The organism is Legionella saoudiensis (genome assembly GCF_001465875.1).
Lineage (GTDB): Bacteria > Pseudomonadota > Gammaproteobacteria > Legionellales > Legionellaceae > Legionella > Legionella saoudiensis.
Window position 1 is genome coordinate 78,512 of the sequence record NZ_LN901320.1, and the last position, 18,959, is coordinate 97,470.

An 18,959-nucleotide genomic window follows, 5' to 3' on the forward strand; every position below is an offset into this window, starting at 1 on the left:
TGCCTAACTTTGGTGTGGCTTTATGAATCTCATTTTTATAATCTAGGTTATAACTTATTTTGAATTTTATTTAGCAACTCAGGCATGACCTGAATTCGGCGATTTTTCGTACTCAATTCTTTTTTTATAAAAGGCCGCCATTCCCAATGCGGACAATCATAGTCATGAAAAAGTTTATTCAAATGAGCGATTAAGGCATCCTTCTCCATTATTTCAGGAGTAATTTGAATACTAAATTGGTTTAAATCATGTTGTTGAATGGTGTAGTCGTCAAACTCAAAGGGAAAAGAGGCCATTTTTTGACGTATGAGATCAGCAAAGATGGGAAATATTTTATTCTCTTTAGTGGCATAGCAGATATCGCCTACTCGCCCCTCAATTGCAGCTAATTGGGTAAACACGCCATTAGCTGGTTTTTCAATTAATACATCATCAAGACGATAGCGGATAATCGGTTGGGTGGTACGTAGCAAATCAGTAATGATAGGGATAAAGCGGTGTTCATCAATCCATTCTTTCTCGATAATTAAAAATTCTTCATTCATCATTAAACGATTACTGCGCTTATCACTGATGGCTAAAAATCCTTCGGTACATTGATAAACTTGTGATACAGGGCAAGCAAAAGCATTCTCGATGATGGCCGCATCACGAGATTCTAAAACCTCTGCTACCGCAAAGATTTTTTTTGGTTTTATTGCCACGCGATGCATCGCTAAGGCTAATAAAACACTGGCGGGCGCTGAAACAATAGTAGGTTGTAATTGCGTAAGCCGTTTTTTATGTAAATCAAAACGCTCAAGTAAGTCGAAAAAATGAAATTGAATTTTTTTACTTTTACTGAGGTTTGTGTAGAGTCGATTGTTAGCGCGTAAGAAAAAAGCAACTCGTTCTTGTTTTCTTAATCCTTGTGGTAGCGCTTTTGCTAATAAAATTCCAGCCCAGGCATCCCGCTCTTGAGGGCTCACTAGAAATAACCCACGATTGCCTGAGGTTCCGGAGGATAGGCCCACAGCTAAATCATCAATTAAAGGTGAAAAATCACGGGAATTCTCTGCGCGTAAAGCTACTTCCAGGGCATGGTCTTTTTTTATGTTTACTGTATTAATTTCATCAAAATGTTGCATCATGATTTTTTTATTGATGATTGGCCACTCAGCGAATGGTTTGTTCAAATAGGGTTGATAAAAAGACGATTTCCCTAAAGTGTTCTTCACTAATGCATTAAACCGTTTATCCTGATAGGCAGCTAATTGTTCACGGCTATGAAAACACTGGCTTAAATACTGGGTTTTGAAATAATAATAAAGCAGTCGAAGAATCATGAGCTTACCTTATACGCGCGCGTATGTGTTGGCAATGGGCAGGAATAATATCTATCGCCTGATTTCGTTGATGCAGTTGATGCAACTGCAAAATCGTATTTTGATAGGCTTGTTTATCCTCATGGATTAAATAAGTGAGGTTACTGGGATAAATTAGTTCTTTAAAGGTCTCCTGATGCCAGCAGCTATCCGCAATTAAAAAAGTTTCTTGGCCCTCAATTGTTTTAAAGTACAAACCAATTTGCCCTTGGGCATGTCCGGGCAAAGGTATGGCAATTAATTGTCTATCATTAAACAAATCAAAGCCTGACGTAAAAGGTGATAATTCGCTGGGCAAAGTGATTTCATGTTGCAACGGCGCTATGCGCTCATAAAAGTCTTTGGGAAGTAAGTCAGGTAAAAAGCCTTTAATTAAGGCGCGAATTCCTTTTTTCTTATTAATGCCACTAATAGCTTCAGGGTGACAAATGAATCGGGCATTGGGAAAATCTTTTAACCCGCCAATATGATCAGCATGAAAATGCGATATAACAATAGTACGAATTTCGCCTGCTTGAATGTGCTGTTCTTCCAATTGCTGTTTTAGTGATTTCTTAAGAACGACAGGAGTCAGTCGCCGATACAAAGAAAAAGGAAATTTTTGCGTCAATTGGAAGAAGCGCTCGCTATAGCCCGTATCAAACAAAATATAACCTTGCCGGGGGTGCTTAATTAAAGCGCAAATTGCGGGATAATCGCATTGCTGCATCCGCCCTGATTGTAAGGTCATGCGCTGACAATGCTTGCAGTATCCTGCTTCAAATAATTGATATTCAATCATGATGTTGGTACCACGTCGCGAAACGTTCAATCCCTTGGGAAATGCTCAATAATGGGCGATAACCTAAATCATTTTGCGCCGCTTCGATATTTAAAGTTTGTCCTAAAGATAAAACTCCGGCACTGTACTTCGTTAAGCGCGGTTCGGTACGTATAAACGGGAGGCGGTAGATCTTTTCCAAACATGCAGCATACTTTTTGGCTAGGGCATAAGGGATAAACTTAGGCATAAATGGCTTTCCTAAGGCATCGAATAATTGTCTTAATATATGGATTAAGGTTTGTGGCTCGCCATTCGTAATATTATATTTATTACCACAAAACTGCTCCCCAGCTTTAGCGGCTAAGAGTAAACTTTCAACTACATTTCCTACATAAGTAATATCAATAAGATTCTGTCCAGTACCTATAATGGGTAAAACACCCTTGCGTTCGCTTTGTAACAGACGAGGAAAAATCGCCCGGTCATAGGGGCCAAAAATGGCCCGAGGACGTAAGGTAATCACATTAAGGTTCTGTTCTTGAAAGGCCTTATCAATCAACGCCTCCGCCATTAACTTGGTTTTCACATAATGATTTGCAGGCTTTTTAGGTAATAACTCATGTTCTTTGATGTTATGTCGTTCGCTAAAATCAAAGTAGATGCTTGGTGATGAAACATGAACTAAACGTGTTGTTTCTGCCGTATTTTCAATGACATGCTGGGTTCCTAACACATTCGCAGCATAAAAATCTTGATAATGTCCCCACGGGCTGGAGAGGGCTGCACAATGAAATATGGTTTGTGCTTGTTGAGGAATTACTTTTTTTAGTTTTTCTTTATCGCGTAAGTCCACGTTAATAAAATAAGCCCCTGCTTGTCTAATGATTCGAGCAATGGCTTCATGGCGTCCTAAGGCAATAACCTCAGTACCCTGTTCCAGCAAGCGTAGTGTTAAATTCAGTCCTAAACATCCCGTTGCACCAGTAACTACAGAAACCATTTAATACTCCAAAATAAGGCCGCCTGCAGCAAGTCCGGCCCCTGTGCCTAAGAGCAGTACTAATTGTCCGCGCTGTAATTGTTGGCTGTCAATTAGGTGGCATAGTGCGGTAGGAATTGAGGCTGCAATTTGATTACCATGATAAGGGTAAATGGATACATACTTTTCTTGAGGAATATTGAGCCTTTTTTGAATATGTTGCATGGCCAGTAAGCTGGCTTGATGAGGAATAATCCAGTGAACATCACTTAGCGAAACTTGGGCTTTATTCAAAAGATTCTCCAGCAAACTATCCAATAGTTTAGAGGCTAATTTAAAAACTTTTTTTCCTTCCATATAGAATTGGGATTGCTCTATTGTAGGGTTGGGCACGCGCGTACCGCATGCCTCCAGTTTACATATATTTGCGCCAATACTATAGGTTTCATGATGTGCGGCAAGAACACGCTCTCCTCCCTCACTTTGTTCCACAACACAAGCCGCAGCACCATCACCAAAAATGGTACAGGTTTCCATATCTTGCCAATTAAGTCCTACGGAGGCGATTTCACTGGAAACAATCAAGATTCGTTTGAAACGTCCCCCGGCAAGCAAATGAGATGCAATATCTAAGGCAGTAATAAAGCTTAGGCAGGTGCTGTTTACATCAAAGCAGGCAATTCCTGATGATTCAAGGCCGAGCTGTTGTTGAAATAATGCAGCAGTACAGGGAATGGCTTGCTCCCCTACACCGCAGGCACTGATAATTGCATCCACATCCGTCAAATTTATGCCTGCTTTTTCTACTGCAATGCGCGCCGCCTGGGCTCCCATGTACGAAGTAGTTTCATCTGCTGCAGCAAAATGACGGGAAATTAGACCAGACTTTTTTTGTACACTTCCCTCTGCTAACTGGAGTTTTGCATCTAATTCACTAGATGAAACTTTATTTTTAGGTAAATATCGCCCCATTCCAATAATTTTTACGTTTGGCATAGGTTTAATTCCTTAAAAAATTAGCCTTGGCTGGAGGCACTTGTTGTGTAAAAAAAAGTTGGTCTTTGGCAAAGAATACGCAGGACAGCGCATAAACCCCATAGGTAATAAAGGGAGCAGCAAAAACATCAATGCTGTAATGGATATGGCCAATAAGCACAATACAAGCAAAAAAGATACTGGAAAAAAAACACAAATAACGAATTTTCTTATGATCCCAAAAAAGTAGCATCAACAAAAAAGGGCCGCCCACATGACCTGAAAAAAAGAGATCTCCATCGAAGAGGAAAAATGAAGCAAGATTTGCGGGAATCGCTAATTCATTTGTTGGAGCTCCTAAATGAGTAAGACAGATAAAGACACTACGTACTAGAATGAACAAGGCGGCAGACTTTGTGACAAAGGGTATTTTTCCCGGATTTAAGATAATGTAGGTGGTAAATCCGAGCCAGAATAATAGGGCAGCATAAACATGGAGAAAAGTAACATTATACATGGGTAAATGTTGCAGGATCAGATCTTCTACTTGTTGGCCTGCCACTTGGGAAGCATAGAGCCCAGCTTGGTTAGCGGCAATAAAGCTAAACAGCAGTAAGGAAATACCGAGTAAGGTCGTCCAGAGGTAATGGGAGTCTTGACAGAGTTCTTTATAATTTAACCATACGGTTTTCATTTATTATCTCCTGATAAAGTGTTTCATAGCGCTCTATCGTTTGTTGAATGTCATGTTGTTCTGCTAGTTTTCTACTAGCTCGGCCCATTTGACGGCTTTTTTCCACATCAGCGAGTAGTTCCACCAAATAGCGTGTAAGCGCTCGTACATCATTTTCTGCAAATAAATAGCCATTTACCCCGGGAGTTACTAATTCTGGAAGCGCCATGGCATTAACTGCCAGCAAGGGTAATCCTGAGGCAATTGCCTCTAAGGCCACAATGCTTTGTAATTCAACAGGACAGGCGTTTACGAAACATTGGGCTAAACCGTGAATTTTAGGATAGTCCTCATCAGCTAAATAACCGGTAAAGGTGATATGCTCCCTAAGCCCCAAGGTGTGTGCTAGATGTTCCAGACGGTGACGTTCTGCTCCGTGGCCGGTTAGTACGAAGTGAGCGTCAACTTGTTGGCGAGCAGCCTGAAAAGCATGCAAAACCACGGGTAAGTTTTTTTCTTGATCCAGGCGTCCGGTGTAAAGCAGAATGGGTTTTTCAGGTATGGCAAAACGTTGGCGAATTTGTTGTGCATCCTGTCCGGGTCTAAATTTTTGTAAGTCAACACCACAAGAAATAGCATGCACTTCTTTTTTTAAGCCCGCTTTCTTTAGTAATTGCGCTGCGGTTTGCGTCGGAGTGGTTACGGTATCTACATGGGATAACATATCAACGATAATACGCCAGCAGGTACGATTAAACCAGGGCTCGAAACGCTTGGGTAGTTTGGTATAGTGAAAAAAATTTTCAGGCATAAAATGGTTTGTCGCCATCATCGGCAAGCCCATTTTCTTTCCCGCGCGATAACAAATCCCACCCAGAATAAATTTCCCCTGAATATGGAGAAGATCAGGTTTAAAATCCTTAATGGCGTTAAGCATTCCTCTTTTAATAAAAAAAGGTAAACATACGCGAAAGTTTTTATAAAGAAATATCGGCCAGGAGCGCACGCCAAACAAACGCACGCCATCATATTCCTGGTAAGTTTGCTTTCCCGTTTTGGAAGGGCAAATGACTAAAACCTCATGGCCTCTTTTTTGTAACAAAGATGCTAGACGATGGGTGAAATAAGCTCCTCCATTTAAATCAGGAGGATAACTATCTAATACCGTAATAATTCTCATCAAAAACGCTTAATAGCAACCAGCGGCTTCTTATGGCTCAATGTGGTCATTAATTGGGCTTTTATAATATAGGTAATTTATCGCTAATGCAATTATTATCCCTACAGGTAAGGATAGGGGAATCTATTTTCTATCTTTGTTTGGTTATTCTTATATTTTTCAATGCATTTTCTTATAAATTCATGATAAATTAACAGTCATAAATTTATAAGTTGCAAAGGATTGTCGCCAGTGCTTGGTTTTAAAGCTCGCCCAGGTGTATTTATTGGGATATTTTCACTTTCTGTTTTGCAGGCTGGTTGTATGGTTGGGCCTAATTTTCGCTCACCACCATTACCACCAGTTAAGCAATATACTGAATCGCCATTGCCTGCCAAGACCGTAAAAACCTCCGGGACTGGGGGAGAGGCCCAAGCCTTTCTTAAGAATAAAGATATTCCCTTGTTATGGTGGGAGCTTTATCAGTCCCCGGAAATTAACCAATTAGTAAAGGCGGGTTTAGACAATAGTCCTACCTTGGCCTCAGCCTCAGCCGCATTGCGCCAAGCGCGAGAAAATTGGCGGGCACAAGTTGGTAATTTGTTACTTCCGGCAATTAATGGCTCTTTTGGTGTCCAGCGCCAACGTTATGCAACGGCGCAAATTGGTACACCGGGTCAAAGTCCGACGTTCTCAATTTATAGTGCAGCCTTTAATGTTTCTTATGCGCTTGATGTATTCGGTGGATCACGACGAGAGCTCGAATCCTTGCGTGCCCAGGTAGACTATCAACAATTTGAAGAAATTGCCGCACACCTAACCTTGGCTTCCAATATTGTAACCACTGCCGTAAATATCGCATCATATCAAGCGCAAATTGATGCAACTAGAAAGTTAATTAAGATTGAGCAAAATTTGTTAAATATCTTAAACCAGCAATTTAATCTGGGGGCGGTTTCACGCGCAAATATATTGACCCAGCAAACTTTATTAGAACAGTCCAAAGCAACCTTACCGCCATTAGAAAAAAGCTTATCTTTAGCCAAGCATTCACTTTCTGTATTAGTTGGCGAGTTTCCAGAGGGGGCATTACCTAAGCTTGATTTAGATCGATTAAAACTGCCTACCGAATTACCGTTAAGCATTCCTTCAATGTTGGTGCGCCAACGTCCTGATGTGCGTGCATCAGAGGCATTATTGCATTCTGCTTGCGCACAAGTCGGCGTTGCTACTGCTAATCTTTTCCCACAGGTTAACTTAACAGGGAATGACGGGTGGCTTAATACCTCTTGGTCGAAGCTATTTACTGGGCCAAATAATGTATGGTTGATTGGGGCTGCTGTGGCGCAACCACTATTTCGTGGAGGGGCTTTATTTGCTCAACGTCGTGCCGCTATTGCTGCTTATGAGCAGGCAAAAGCTCAGTACCAACAAACTGTTTTGCAAGCATTTCAAAATGTGGCTGATGTTTTAAGCGCCTTAGAAACGGATGCCCGAACATTACAAGCAGATATTCGCGCTGAAGATGCGGCACGGGCAGCATTAGAGTTGACCATACAACAATTTCGCCTTGGTGGGGTTAACTACATTAATTTATTAAATGCACAACAGCAATATCAGCAAACATTGCTAAGTCGTATTCAGGCGCAAACCTTACGTTATAACGATACAGCCGCTTTATTCCAAGCCTTAGGTGGTGGCTGGTGGCATAAGCCATGGTGTGTAAAAGAATGTTTGTAAGTGTAGGAGACATCATCCTGAAAGAGGCAGAGCCTTACCTTCACGGTCACGAGGATGGCGTTTAAGATTTAGATACAATTAAGAGAGAATTTCTTGAAAAAGCAAATGATAATTATGTTGGTATCCGTGGGGATACTTTTTGGCTTAATCTTTGGCTGGAAAGCATTTTCAGGATTCATGATGAAACGATATTTTGCGAGCATGGATAATCCGGTAATCACGGTATCTACCATGAAAGTAGAAAAGTCTTTATGGCAGCCTACAATGAAAGCGGTTGGTAGTTTACGTGCTCGTGTCGGAGTGAATGTTACTACCGAATTGGCAGGCATGGTGCAAACAATATCATTTACTCCTGGTGCTCAAGTTGAAAAAGGTACTGTTTTAGTACAACTAAATGCGGATGCCGAATTAGGGCAATTGCATTCATTACAGGCTCAGGTAGAGTTAGCCAAAATCACCTACGAACGGGATAAGGCACAATTTAAGGTGCACGCAGTAAGCAAACAAGTAGTCGATACTGATTGGTGGAATCTTAAAAACTTGCAAGCACAGGTAGAACAACAAGCTGCCATCGTAGAAAAAAAGACGGTGCGCGCCCCATTTTCAGGACGATTGGGAATCAATAACGTCAATCCTGGTCAATATCTTAACGTGGGGGATACCGTCACTGCTTTGCAGGACCTAAATATAATTTATGCGGACTTTTTCTTACCCCAGCAATCCTTGGCAGATTTACAAATAGGACAACCGGTTTCTGTAACGGTTGATACCTTCCCTGAGCAAACATTTAAAGGAAAAATTACTACGATTCAGCCCCAAGTCGATGTCAATACGCGTAATGTTCAAGTCGAGGCTACATTATTAAACCCACGCTCCTTATTAAAGCCGGGCATGTTTGTGCATACCGCCGTGGAAGTTAATGCCAAGCGCAGTTACATTACTCTACCTCAGTCTGCAATCAGTTTTAATCCTTACGGGGATATTGTTTATGTCGTAAAAGACAGTGGTAAAAAAGATGATAAAAATCGACCCATGCTTACGGTACAACAGGTATTTGTTACTTTAGGCGATACACGAGGTGACCAGGTTGCCGTTTTGAAGGGAATTAACGAGGGCGAAACCGTCGTAACCAGTGGGCAATTAAAGCTTAAAAATGGCAGTCGAATTGCGGTGAATAACTCCATTCAACCCAGTAATGAGGCGAACCCTCAGGTTACCAATAGACGCTAAGGATTGTATTTATGGCATTTACCGATATTTTTATTAAGCGGCCTGTACTGGCTACAGTGATTAGCTTAATGATTTTGGCAATGGGATTGCGCTCCATGGGCTCATTACCTGTAATGCAATATCCATTTACAGAGAATGCTATTGTTACAGTAACGACGACCTATACCGGGGCCAACCCGGATGTAATTGCCGGTTTTATCACTACCCCATTAGAAAACTCAATTGCGCAGGCCAATGGTATTGATTATATGACCTCTACCAGTACGCCGGGCACCAGTACGATCACCGTTAACCTCCTACTCAATTATGATCCCTTAAAAGCATTATCGGATATTACTACCAAAGTAAATGCGGTGCTTAACCAGTTACCGAAAAATTCACAATTGCCGGTAATTACGGTATCCGTTGGGCAAACGATTGATTCAATGTATATTGGTTTTTATAGCGATGAATTGCCCATTAATAAAGTTACTGATTACATCATTCGCGTAGTTCAACCTAAGTTGCAGGCAGTTAATGGTGTTCAGAATGCCCAAATTCTTGGAAGTCAAACCTTTGCCCTGCGTGCTTGGCTTGATCCGGTCAAATTAGCGGGCTTCGGGCTTTCGGCGGCGGATATTGGTGCCGCATTGGCTAATAACGATTTTATTTCTGCTGTGGGTCGTACGGATGGGCAGATGTTTATTCAAAATCTGACCACCTCTACTGATCTGAACGATGTTGAGCAATTTAAAAAAATGATTATTAAGGCACAAAACGGTGCCATTATTCGTTTGTCTGATGTCGCTGATGTTGATCTGGGTGCTCAAAATTATAATTCTTCGGTGAGTTTTGATGGGCGAAGGGCTGTTTATATCGGGATTGTTGTTGCGCCTTCGGCGAATTTGCTTACTGTAATTAATGACATCAGGAAAGTGTTTCCCAACATTCAGGCGCAATTACCTCAAGGTCTAAAGGCCAATATTGTTTATGATGCAAGTTTGTTCGTTGATTCGTCCATTCATGAAGTAATCCTTTCTTTACTCGAAGCATTTATGATTGTAACCGCAGTTATTTTTATTTTCCTGGGTTCCATTCGCTCCGTTATTATTCCATTAATTGCCATTCCTTTATCAATTATTGGTACTTTTTGGATTATGCTAATTTTAGGCTATTCCATTAATTTACTAACCCTATTAGCTTTAGTATTAGGGATTGGGCTGGTAGTGGATGATGCGATTATTGTTGTAGAAAACGTACAGCGCCATATTGAAGAAGGGCGAACCCGAATTAAAGCCGCATTACTTGGAGCGAGTGAGTTAGCCAATCCGATTATTGCCATTACAGTGGTTCTGATTGCTGTGTATGCGCCTATTGGGTTTATGGGAGGACTAACCGGGGCGTTGTTTACGGAATTTGCTTTTACCTTAGCGGGTGCGGTAACTATTTCTGCCGTTGTGGCCTTAACCTTATCTCCCATGATGTGTTCTAAGTTCTTGAAAGTAGGTGAGGGGACAACTAAGGGACGTTTTATGTCCCGGGTAGATCATTTTTTTAATAAACTAGAAAAAGGCTATTCGCGCGTTTTGGTAAGAACTTTGCGTAATTTGCCAGTAGTACTCGTTTTTGCCGCGATTATTTTAGCCAGTAACTTCTTTTTGTTTACCACCTCAGCTTCAGAATTAGCACCGCAAGAGGATCAGGGGGTTATCATTTCGCAAGTAACCGCAGCATCAAACGCTTCATTAGCTCAAACGCAACTTTATGCTAATGCCGTCAGTGAAATCTATAGAAAATATCCTGAAACGGATCATATTTTCCAGGTAGACGGGGGGACTGGGTTAAATACGTCCATTATTGGTATGGTGTTAAAACCCTGGGATGAACGTAGACGTACCTCAAATCAGCTGCAACCTTTGGTTCAACAGGAGTTGGATAAAATTGCCGGGGCAAAAATAGCAGCATTTCAGCTTCCCTCATTGCCAGGGGGTGGAAGCGGATTACCAATTCAATTTGTCATCACCACCACTGAGCCCTTTGAAAATTTAAATGAAGTAGTGCAACCCATATTAGAAAAGGCACGTACGTCTGGATTGTTTGCTTATATCGATCCCGATCTTAAAATCGACCAATTGCAAACACGAATCAATTTGGATCGCGATAGGATCTCTCAATTTGGCTTGACAATGCAGGATATTGGTAATTTATTTGGTTCTGCTCTTAGCGAAGGGTATATCAATTATTTTAATTTTTCGGGACGTTCTTATCAGGTCATTCCTCAAGTGACACGGGAAACTCGTTTAAACCCGGAGCAAATATTAAATTACTACATTAGGACATCTACTGGAGAATCGATACCTCTTTCGACCGTAGCCAGCTTGCAGCGGCAAGTTGTTCCTGAAGCATTGAATCACTTTCAACAGCTTAATTCGGTAACAATTTCAGCAGTTGCTTTTCCTGGTGTTTCAACCGAGAAAGCTTTAAGTACTTTAGCGCAGTTTGCAAATGAGACTTTACCCCAAGGTTATTCTATTGATTACGCATCTCAGTCACGACAGTATATAAAAGAGGGGTCAACCTTAATAGTTACCTTCTTCTTCGCGCTAATCATTATTTTCTTAGCCTTATCGGCTTTATTTGAAAGCTTCCGCGATCCGCTAATCGTATTAATTAGTGTGCCTATGTCGATTTGCGGGGCTATGATTTTCGTAAGTCTTGGCATAGGTGGCGCAACCTTGAATATTTATAGTGAAGTAGGCTTGGTGACTCTTATTGGCTTAATTAGTAAACATGGTATTTTAATTGTGCAGTTTGCTAATGAGTTACAAGAAAAAGGAGAAAAGAAGCTCGACGCAATTCGCGCTGCGGCCGCAATTCGTTTACGCCCCATTTTGATGACTACCGCGGCGATGGTGTTGGGGGTTATTCCGCTAATTATTGCAACAGGAGCTGGGGCTCAAAGTCGTTATAATATTGGTTTGGTGATTGCGACCGGTATTTCAATTGGAACTTTGTTTACTCTTTTTGTGGTTCCGTCAATGTACCTGTTTTTAGCTGAGGAACACGTGGAAAAGGCTAGAGCAGAGCATTTGGAGAACGAGGAATCCTTGGGTTAGCTGCGTTCGATTAGCCTTAAGCATATCTAAATTTCATGTAAATTAGGATGCCATTGCTTTGTATTTAACTTATTAAATAAAAAAATTGCCGTCATGGCGAACAAAGTGAAGCAACCCAGTACTGAGTTTTAAAGAAGTATCGTTCTGGGTTGCTTCGCTATGGCTCGCACTGACAAAATTAACATATCTCATGAACGTTTACTTCGCTCGCAATGGCAATCCATTAATTGAGAAGTATTTTATTTTCTCGTAAATCATTTCAACATCGCAATAGCTGGATCCACCGCAGGCTCATCCAACAGTGTTTCACTCACAGAGGCCTTAGGTAATTGAACAAATAATCCAAATCTTACGATGAGTGCAGCATCCAGTTTTTGCGGCTTATCTACCGCCTCATTCATATTCTCTAAAAAGCGTTTTCTAGTAGAAGTATAAAGATTTAACGCCTCTAATAAGGATAAAAAGCAAGCTTTCAAATAAGCAAAACTGAATGTATCCATATGCCGGTTGGGGGCGAGAAGAACACTTTCAAAGCGAGGTTGTTTCACGCGCTTTTTTATCTCTTCAAAGCGTTCTTTAATTGATAAGGGCTCAGCAGGCATGGATATTTGCAGTGCAGCATTGTGAGGCCTGAGGCCATGCTCTTCCTCAACGTCATCTGCTTCATATTCATGGTCTTGCGTGAGTAACTCATCTTCGTCTCGAGCGTTAGTTGCTATCCCATATAAGTCGTTAATTAATTCAGACTTTTCCGTTAATGGATCTTTAAGCTTAGATTCGGGTTTATGTACGGAGTTAACTTTTTGCTCATTCTTCTTCTTAGTTGCATCGCTTAAATATCCTTTTATTTGAGCTAAAACCACAAGTACACGGTCTAGTTGCGCATACTCCTCATAATGTTTCCATTCAAACTCGGCGATTTTTTCTTGCAACTGAGTTTCTAAACTTAGACTAATATCTTTAACTGTTTTTGCCTGCGCAATGATTTGCGCTTTAAAGGTGAGCAACTCTTTACGTAATTCTTTGCGATATTCCTGATCGGTATATTGCAAACCAATATGACGGTTACAAAGCTTTTTCAAGTGCCTGTCAAAGGTTCTGGTTGTATAGTCATGGATAAAGTCGAGATTTTCTTGAGATTGTGCACTCTCGATTTCTTTAAGATGTGCCAGTTGCTCTGTAGCGGTATGCAGTCGCATCTCATAGGTAGATACCAGGCCAAGAACGTAATGATAACTGGCGGTAATCCAGCCTTCAATTTCGCTAAATTGAGGGTCATATGCATTAAGTTTTTCACTACATACTTGATCTAACAGATGTGCATCGTCATAAGTACTTTTATCAATGTTGACCTTCTTGGCATCGCGAAACTGAGCCAAGATAGGCAATGTTTTTTTATATTGCTCTTGCAGCCTATGAACACATTCCTCAAAGGTGTAAGGATGTATGCTAAGAGGCTGCATCTTTGATAGAAGATCAGGATGTGCATACCGCTTATACTCTTGAACATATTGGTATAAGGTTTTCAGGCCAGCATATTCTTCTTTCACTCGTTCAATGTTTTTCTGCGTCTTGGCAATTTTATTATCAAGAATGCTGATACGCTCTTGCAATGGTTTTTCATCACAAATTAATGCAACATGCTTCTCCGAAGGTAAATCAAGAGTCTCTAAGAAGCCCTTATAAAATTCATTAGTAATGCGTCTTAATGGTTCGGAGAGACTACCAGGAGCTAATCCCAGTTTAGTCTCCCAATGATCAGCTTCAAGCAGCATGGGGGTAAATATGCCCGGTCTAATCTTATCTATATTGTTGAGTGTCGCATCATGCGCGGTAGTGGTAAATTCGTTGAGTTTTTGCATCAACTCTCGGTAAAGCAATAACATCTGCGGCGACTGCAGGAAGAGTTTAAAATAAGAGTGCGAGTTTTTAATCATCGCCTCTATAGTGAGTGTCGCGTGTTTTGCATTCTTGTAGAGTGTATTCAATTCTTCGGTCGATTGATAATTCTTATTCTTTAATGATCGAATATGATTTGGACCAATATAAAATGCATTAAGTGCAAACCATATTGAATTTTGTTGTACTGTTCCAGGTACCGGAATTTGTTCTGGCGCGGTTTGATATGCAAAAGATTGCCCTTGAATTATTGCATAAAGATTTTGCGCTTTGCTGACTAATTCGCGGGTGATAAAACTATAGTGTGGATCTGAAGCCAGTCGTTCGCTGAGCTTAATGATCTCGTTGATATGTCCATAAGCCTGTAGCAGGGTGCTTACATAATTCCATTTCCATAGCTTGGCCATACTTGCCTCACCCAGCGATGTGTATGGACCATGAAGATTATAATCATTTAAATTTTCTAACTCATGTGCAATTCCCTCGATGTGGAACAGACAATTATAGATATCTTTTATCGCGCGCACTTGCATACTCTGAGCGAGTTGCTTGTAAGGATCTTCCATTTCGGGATAAGGAACACCTTGGGTTTGGGGTACTAATTGGGCGCGCATGGCCTCATTAAAGAGCGCTCGAATGCCATATAAGGCTGTTCTGAACTCAGCGATGCCTTTTGAAATATTGGTGTCTTTAAGAAGACGATAGGCTCTTTCTCCTTGCTTCAGGTTTAAGCTCAGCGAGGCAGCTTCATTTTCCTCAAAAAGTTTTTCTTGAGCAGTCCGAATGTATTGTTGATTTTTATGGTGCCAATCCATGCTCACATTAGCAAAATAATTCTCAAAATGCTCGTCTAGTACTTCGAACAAATCCACCACGGGAAGTATTTTTTCGTCAATTTTTTTCTTTGATAATGCAGCAGCCAAGAATCTATCAAGCTTGAGAATGTCTTCGCGGCGTGCCACAGGGGCTGCACAAACAAAATAAGCTTGAAAAACATTATATAAATTGCGGCATTGGGTTTTAACTTGATCGTTTAGTGCCTCAATATTTTGTACCGTGCCTTTTATTTTATTGGCTCGCAGGAGTTCTAGGAATGCCGCCTCTGTCGGGGATTTTTCCTGCGCCAAACGCATAAATAGTTGCTTCTTTTGCCGCCAGTTTTTTTCAACGAGGGTAAAATGTTTTTCTGCATCTTTGAATAAAGTAACAACGGGTAAGTCGGTTGCTACAACGGGATTATTCGATAATAAATCAACTAGAACCCGATCTAAATTAAGCATCTCGTTAGTTCTTTGTGATGAAGTTACAAAATAAGGTTGAAACACTGCATATAAATTACGACATTGTTCTTTGAGTGGTGCAGGCAATCGGCTTAGGTCAAAAATATTTTCATGCAGATTATGTTCTTGCAATATCTTGTTAAATTCCACATAGGCTTGTCGGGCTGCTTGGAACTTGTTGTATTTATTGTGATATAAAGCATAAAGTTCAATGGCTTGCGCAGCTGCTAATTGCTCAGGGGCTGCAATTAATATGTTGGTTTGCGTATTCTGCGGATTGCTCTCATCAATATTGTAGATACTGGGGGTCGAGCTATCATAAGGACGTAAGGGGCCTTGGGCACCAGAATGCATTTCTTGGGCACTATGGATCTGCAATAGTTTAATGAAATCATTATATGCCTGTCGTGCAACCTGGAATTTATTGTGTTTATTGCGATACCATTCACAGAGCTCTAGGGTCTGATCAGCAGTTAATTGTTCAGGATTTTTTAGTAAAGTATGCGGACTATTATCTCTTTTTTCGAATTTTAATTTTTTAGTTTCTTCATCGAGAAAAGCTGCCGCTGCTTGCTCATCCAAAAATTGGGCTTGTTGTAAATCATAATAGGCGTTATCTGTTGTAGACCATTCAGATTGAATTCGCGAAAGCGAGGTCGAGCAACTTTTTAGCAAGGAGCTTACATCAGCAATGGTGGGAGTCTCTTTGGTATCGACTATTCTATTAGCTAGTATCGCAGTAAGATATTGTTCAAAATTTTGTAAGCTCTCTTTTTGTTCCGTAAGATAAGGCAAATAAGGACGTAACTTATCATATAAATTTCGTAGGCGAATCTTATTGTCATTGTCGAGCTGATTTAAGGTTAAATGCGTTTGCTCTTCGCGAATGGTTCGTTTAATTAGGGTGTTGAGACTCAGAAAGTTTTTCCTAAGCGTTAGAAGTTGAGTTTTCTCAATGGTTAGAGGGACTTCGTCTTTTTTAATGCCTAGCGGGATGGTCTCATCAAGAGTATATACATTAGTTTGGCGATTATAAGGATATAAGGCCAGCTGTGCACTTTTGTACACAGAGTCAATCAAATCGCGATTTAGCCTAATATGAAATAATTGCGTTACTTCATTTTTATCAACTAATGCAGATAAGGCTGCTCTTTTAGGAAGAATAAAGCTAACGTGATCAGGGTCTAATGCTCGAGTAATAAAACTCCATGGTCTTGATATATAGGAAGACCAGGTTGAGCGTGTAGTATAGGATGACCAAGCTTGAGGACCAAGGAGGCCCGCGCTCATTTGGTCATTAAGATCCACATTGAGACGTTCTACATAAGGCTTAAATATTTTGTAGTGGCGAGTAAGTTGGGTTCTTACCTGCGCGGGTAATTGATGCAGGCTTAAGTTTTTATGCTCTGGCTTCTCCAGCTCATCAAAAAATGCATCAATAGCATCTTGAGCTTGCTTGGTTTTATAGAGTGTTTTATTCGCTGCATCAATACGCTTATAGGCAAGCTCTAATCTTAATTCAATAAAACGAGAATCCTCAATTTGCAGTAACTCTTCTCCTCGTGCATTAAAATCAATGGCTTTTTTGGGAAGATAAACCAGCGCCTCATATAACTTTTGCGCATTAGCCATTAAGGGAGTAGAAAGGGTCCCCGGATTGAGCATGCAATTGACTTCAATTTTATCTACTAGACCGAAGAGTTTAGGAAGTACGTCATATTTTATTTGCGATAATTTGCCGCATACCACGTCTTGGGAGAACTCACTCAACTCTCCCACCTGCTCTAGGGTGCTCATAACCAGAGTAATCAGATTACGCAGGATATGGATATAATTTAAAAATTTAATCGAAACAAGAATCTTATTTCCCTTTAAATTTTCTATATCATTTAATAAATGCAGAGCGGCATTTTGTATTTCATCTAATTTTTTTTGGTTAAGCTTGGGCTCATTTTGACGAATTTGTGAGGAGTATGATTCGATCTTTTCAGTGAGCTGATTAATATAACTTGGTAAAAGCGCACTAAATTCGGTTAGAAAATTATAGTCGACATCACCACCGAGCGGACGCAATTGATCTACTGTTCTACCTGTTATCTCTCCGACAGTTTTGGCCAGGGGATAAGGTTGGATCGCATCTTTTGTTGCTTGGGCATTTTTTTCAGCAAGTTGCTGCACCTGTGCTAAATGAGGCAGAATAAAGTCCAGCTCTTCTCGAAACATTTCTTTAAGATCCACATCCAAATGTGTGGCTAAGTAACTTGCTTCATAGGTGGTTTCAATGGTATTGCTAATAAGAAGTTGGGCATTAGGGCTAGCTTTACGTAGCTCGCGAATATTAATATTTTCTAAATCAATAAATGATAGGCGGGCATAATAAAGCGCGTTGATTAACTTTTTTATTTGGGTAATGTTATCGGGCTCAAGCTCAAAGCCTGTAAAAGGAACACCGCTCGCATTGATGCGTTCTGGAGCAAAGTATTGACGTATTTGTGGACTAACATGTTTGCTATTAAGGACGTCAAAGATTTGCGCATAAATACGCTCTACATGCTTAGAAAGCTGGTTTCTCTTGAATGATTCAATAACTCGTAGTTTTTCTTCTATCATCAGATGCCCTACATTATTAACCCGCGTTAGTGTAATGCATAATACTGAAATTATTATTAAGAATGTAGGTTTTTTGAACTTATTTTTTTATGAGAGTAATTTTACCGATAATTCTAATGTAAAATCAGCTACCTTATTCGTTAAACCGGGGTAATCTGTATAGGCACCTATACTTATTGGTCTATTAACACGCTCTTTTGTTCTTTGGGTTTCTTCTAGCATTGCTTTGACCTGCGCTCCATCAGTGCAGACAAAATACACATCAGATTCAGGGCGGCGTAAAAATTGTGCTTGGAAGGACTTAAAAACTAAAGAGACTTTACATTGAGCAAGCTCCGCATGATAAAAACCATGGATTCCGCCTGCTAAGTCAGCGCCGACAGATAGAGCGCCAAAATACATGGAGTTTAAATGATTACGGCTACGTCTTCTCAAAGGGAGGCAAATAACTATTTCTTCCTCATCGATTTTGATTAACTTTGGTTTTAAATAACCAATCATCGCTACTTTAAAATGGCAGAAGTACCAGAAGAATAATTTAAAACGAAGCTTAGAGTTCATTTTTCCTCCTTAACCATACTGATACTTTGAATAAGATAAGGGCTGCTTGATGGCGGTTTAGTGGCAATAACAATTACAGAAAAGGCCACTTTTACATTAATTTCGGGCAAGAGAACCTCGGTATTAACACGTGCAAAATGAACTCCTGCAGCAATACCAGAGTCTACTACTTGGGGCTCTATAAGAAAAACAGGATGAATAGAGAGTTCTTTATCACGGATTGTTTGCCCATATCCTCCAAGAAATCCCTTAAGTGCATTCCAGGCATTCATGGTAAACCCAGCTCGATACTCCATGTGCTCCTCATCTATTGTTTTATAATCTACACTTAGGGTGTTTAGTAAGGTTTTTTTGGTCCAGGCGGTTACGGGCATGGGTTCTTTAGCATAAAGATTTGGAGCCACAATTAGAATTATTCCGAGTACAAGCGCCCTCATCATTAAAATCCTTTTATATTAACGAGTTATTTATTAATTGTAGCAGATGTCTCCATGGATGCCCAAACTACTTCAAGCGTGGAAAGCCCGACCTTTTGCAGTATCTGGACGCCAGAATTAAAAATGTCTATACGCTCTGCTAAATTAAGTTCATAATTCATTGTTATTCTCAAAATTATTAAACTAACCGATCG

The 18,959-nt window shown here is 40.4% G+C and carries 12 protein-coding genes; 3 read left to right on the top strand and 9 right to left on the bottom strand.

The genetic code is table 11. From position 1 onward, the window contains the following. Window positions 1-47 precede the first annotated feature (47 nt). Genes BN3124_RS01330 through BN3124_RS01355 form a run of 6 tightly spaced genes read right to left on the bottom strand, consistent with a single transcriptional unit; the run spans window position 48 to window position 5,934 of the window. Window positions 48-1,325 carry a F390 synthetase-related protein gene (locus BN3124_RS01330; protein WP_058533062.1) on the bottom strand — a complete coding sequence of 426 codons (1,278 nt, stop codon included), beginning with the start codon at window positions 1,323-1,325 and terminating at the stop codon, window positions 48-50. A 4-nt stretch (window positions 1,326-1,329) separates the two neighbouring features. Then, the gene (locus BN3124_RS01335; protein WP_058533063.1) at window positions 1,330-2,145 is read right to left on the bottom strand and encodes an MBL fold metallo-hydrolase; all 816 of its coding nucleotides are present in this window, start codon (window positions 2,143-2,145) and stop codon (window positions 1,330-1,332) included. Then, window positions 2,138-3,127 carry an NAD-dependent epimerase/dehydratase family protein gene (locus BN3124_RS01340; protein WP_058533064.1) on the bottom strand — a complete coding sequence of 330 codons (990 nt, stop codon included), beginning with the start codon at window positions 3,125-3,127 and terminating at the stop codon, window positions 2,138-2,140. The genes BN3124_RS01335 and BN3124_RS01340 overlap by 8 nt, the downstream gene beginning before the upstream one ends. After that, complete coding sequence (locus BN3124_RS01345) at window positions 3,128-4,102, bottom strand: beta-ketoacyl-ACP synthase III (protein ID WP_058533065.1); 975 nt, start codon at window positions 4,100-4,102, stop codon at window positions 3,128-3,130. Window positions 4,103-4,106: 4 nt separating this feature from the next. Further along, window positions 4,107-4,775: a phosphatase PAP2-related protein gene (locus BN3124_RS01350; RefSeq protein ID WP_058533066.1), complete on the bottom strand. Its 669-nt coding sequence runs from the start codon at window positions 4,773-4,775 to the stop codon at window positions 4,107-4,109. Continuing rightward, window positions 4,750-5,934, bottom strand: a complete 1,185-nt coding sequence (locus BN3124_RS01355; protein WP_058533067.1) for a glycosyltransferase family 4 protein — start codon at window positions 5,932-5,934, stop codon at window positions 4,750-4,752. The genes BN3124_RS01350 and BN3124_RS01355 overlap by 26 nt, the downstream gene beginning before the upstream one ends. Before the next feature lie 231 nt (window positions 5,935-6,165). On the opposite strand from BN3124_RS01355, the gene BN3124_RS01360 reads away from it, so the two are divergent. From BN3124_RS01360 to BN3124_RS01370, 3 genes are all read left to right on the top strand, one after another. Next, complete coding sequence (locus BN3124_RS01360; protein ID WP_058533068.1) at window positions 6,166-7,653, top strand: efflux transporter outer membrane subunit; 1,488 nt, start codon at window positions 6,166-6,168, stop codon at window positions 7,651-7,653. 93 nt (window positions 7,654-7,746) lie between these two features. Continuing rightward, on the top strand, window positions 7,747-8,883 hold the full coding sequence (locus BN3124_RS01365) for an efflux RND transporter periplasmic adaptor subunit (RefSeq protein ID WP_230849034.1): 1,137 nt from the start codon (window positions 7,747-7,749) through the stop codon (window positions 8,881-8,883). Window positions 8,884-8,894: 11 nt separating this feature from the next. Further along, window positions 8,895-11,978 (top strand): efflux RND transporter permease subunit, encoded by a 3,084-nt coding sequence (locus BN3124_RS01370; protein WP_058533069.1) that lies wholly within the window; start codon window positions 8,895-8,897, stop codon window positions 11,976-11,978. A gap of 254 nt (window positions 11,979-12,232) precedes the next feature. Here the strand turns inward: BN3124_RS01370 and BN3124_RS01375 are convergent, their stop codons facing one another. From BN3124_RS01375 to BN3124_RS01385, 3 genes are all read right to left on the bottom strand, one after another. Beyond that, window positions 12,233-17,767, bottom strand: a complete 5,535-nt coding sequence (locus BN3124_RS01375) for a hypothetical protein (RefSeq protein ID WP_058533070.1) — start codon at window positions 17,765-17,767, stop codon at window positions 12,233-12,235. An 87-nt stretch (window positions 17,768-17,854) separates the two neighbouring features. Next, window positions 17,855-18,328: a PaaI family thioesterase gene (locus BN3124_RS01380; RefSeq protein ID WP_058533071.1), complete on the bottom strand. Its 474-nt coding sequence runs from the start codon at window positions 18,326-18,328 to the stop codon at window positions 17,855-17,857. After that, a complete protein-coding gene (locus BN3124_RS01385; protein WP_149865173.1) occupies window positions 18,325-18,768 on the bottom strand; it encodes a hypothetical protein in 444 nt (147 codons plus the stop codon). Before BN3124_RS01385 ends, BN3124_RS01380 begins: the two co-directional genes overlap by 4 nt. Between the last annotated feature and the right edge of the window lie 191 nt (window positions 18,769-18,959).

Coding starts and splice junctions, on each gene's coding strand:
- BN3124_RS01340 (WP_058533064.1), bottom strand. CDS start 3,127: ATGGTTTCTGTAGTTACTGGTGCAACGGGATGTTTAGGACTGAATTTA.
- BN3124_RS01370 (WP_058533069.1), top strand. CDS start 8,895: ATGGCATTTACCGATATTTTTATTAAGCGGCCTGTACTGGCTACAGTG.
- BN3124_RS01345 (WP_058533065.1), bottom strand. CDS start 4,102: ATGCCAAACGTAAAAATTATTGGAATGGGGCGATATTTACCTAAAAAT.
- BN3124_RS01385 (WP_149865173.1), bottom strand. CDS start 18,768: ATGATGAGGGCGCTTGTACTCGGAATAATTCTAATTGTGGCTCCAAAT.
- BN3124_RS01330 (WP_058533062.1), bottom strand. CDS start 1,325: ATGATTCTTCGACTGCTTTATTATTATTTCAAAACCCAGTATTTAAGC.
- BN3124_RS01355 (WP_058533067.1), bottom strand. CDS start 5,934: ATGAGAATTATTACGGTATTAGATAGTTATCCTCCTGATTTAAATGGA.
- BN3124_RS01380 (WP_058533071.1), bottom strand. CDS start 18,328: ATGAACTCTAAGCTTCGTTTTAAATTATTCTTCTGGTACTTCTGCCAT.
- BN3124_RS01350 (WP_058533066.1), bottom strand. CDS start 4,775: ATGAAAACCGTATGGTTAAATTATAAAGAACTCTGTCAAGACTCCCAT.
- BN3124_RS01335 (WP_058533063.1), bottom strand. CDS start 2,145: ATGATTGAATATCAATTATTTGAAGCAGGATACTGCAAGCATTGTCAG.
- BN3124_RS01375 (WP_058533070.1), bottom strand. CDS start 17,767: ATGATAGAAGAAAAACTACGAGTTATTGAATCATTCAAGAGAAACCAG.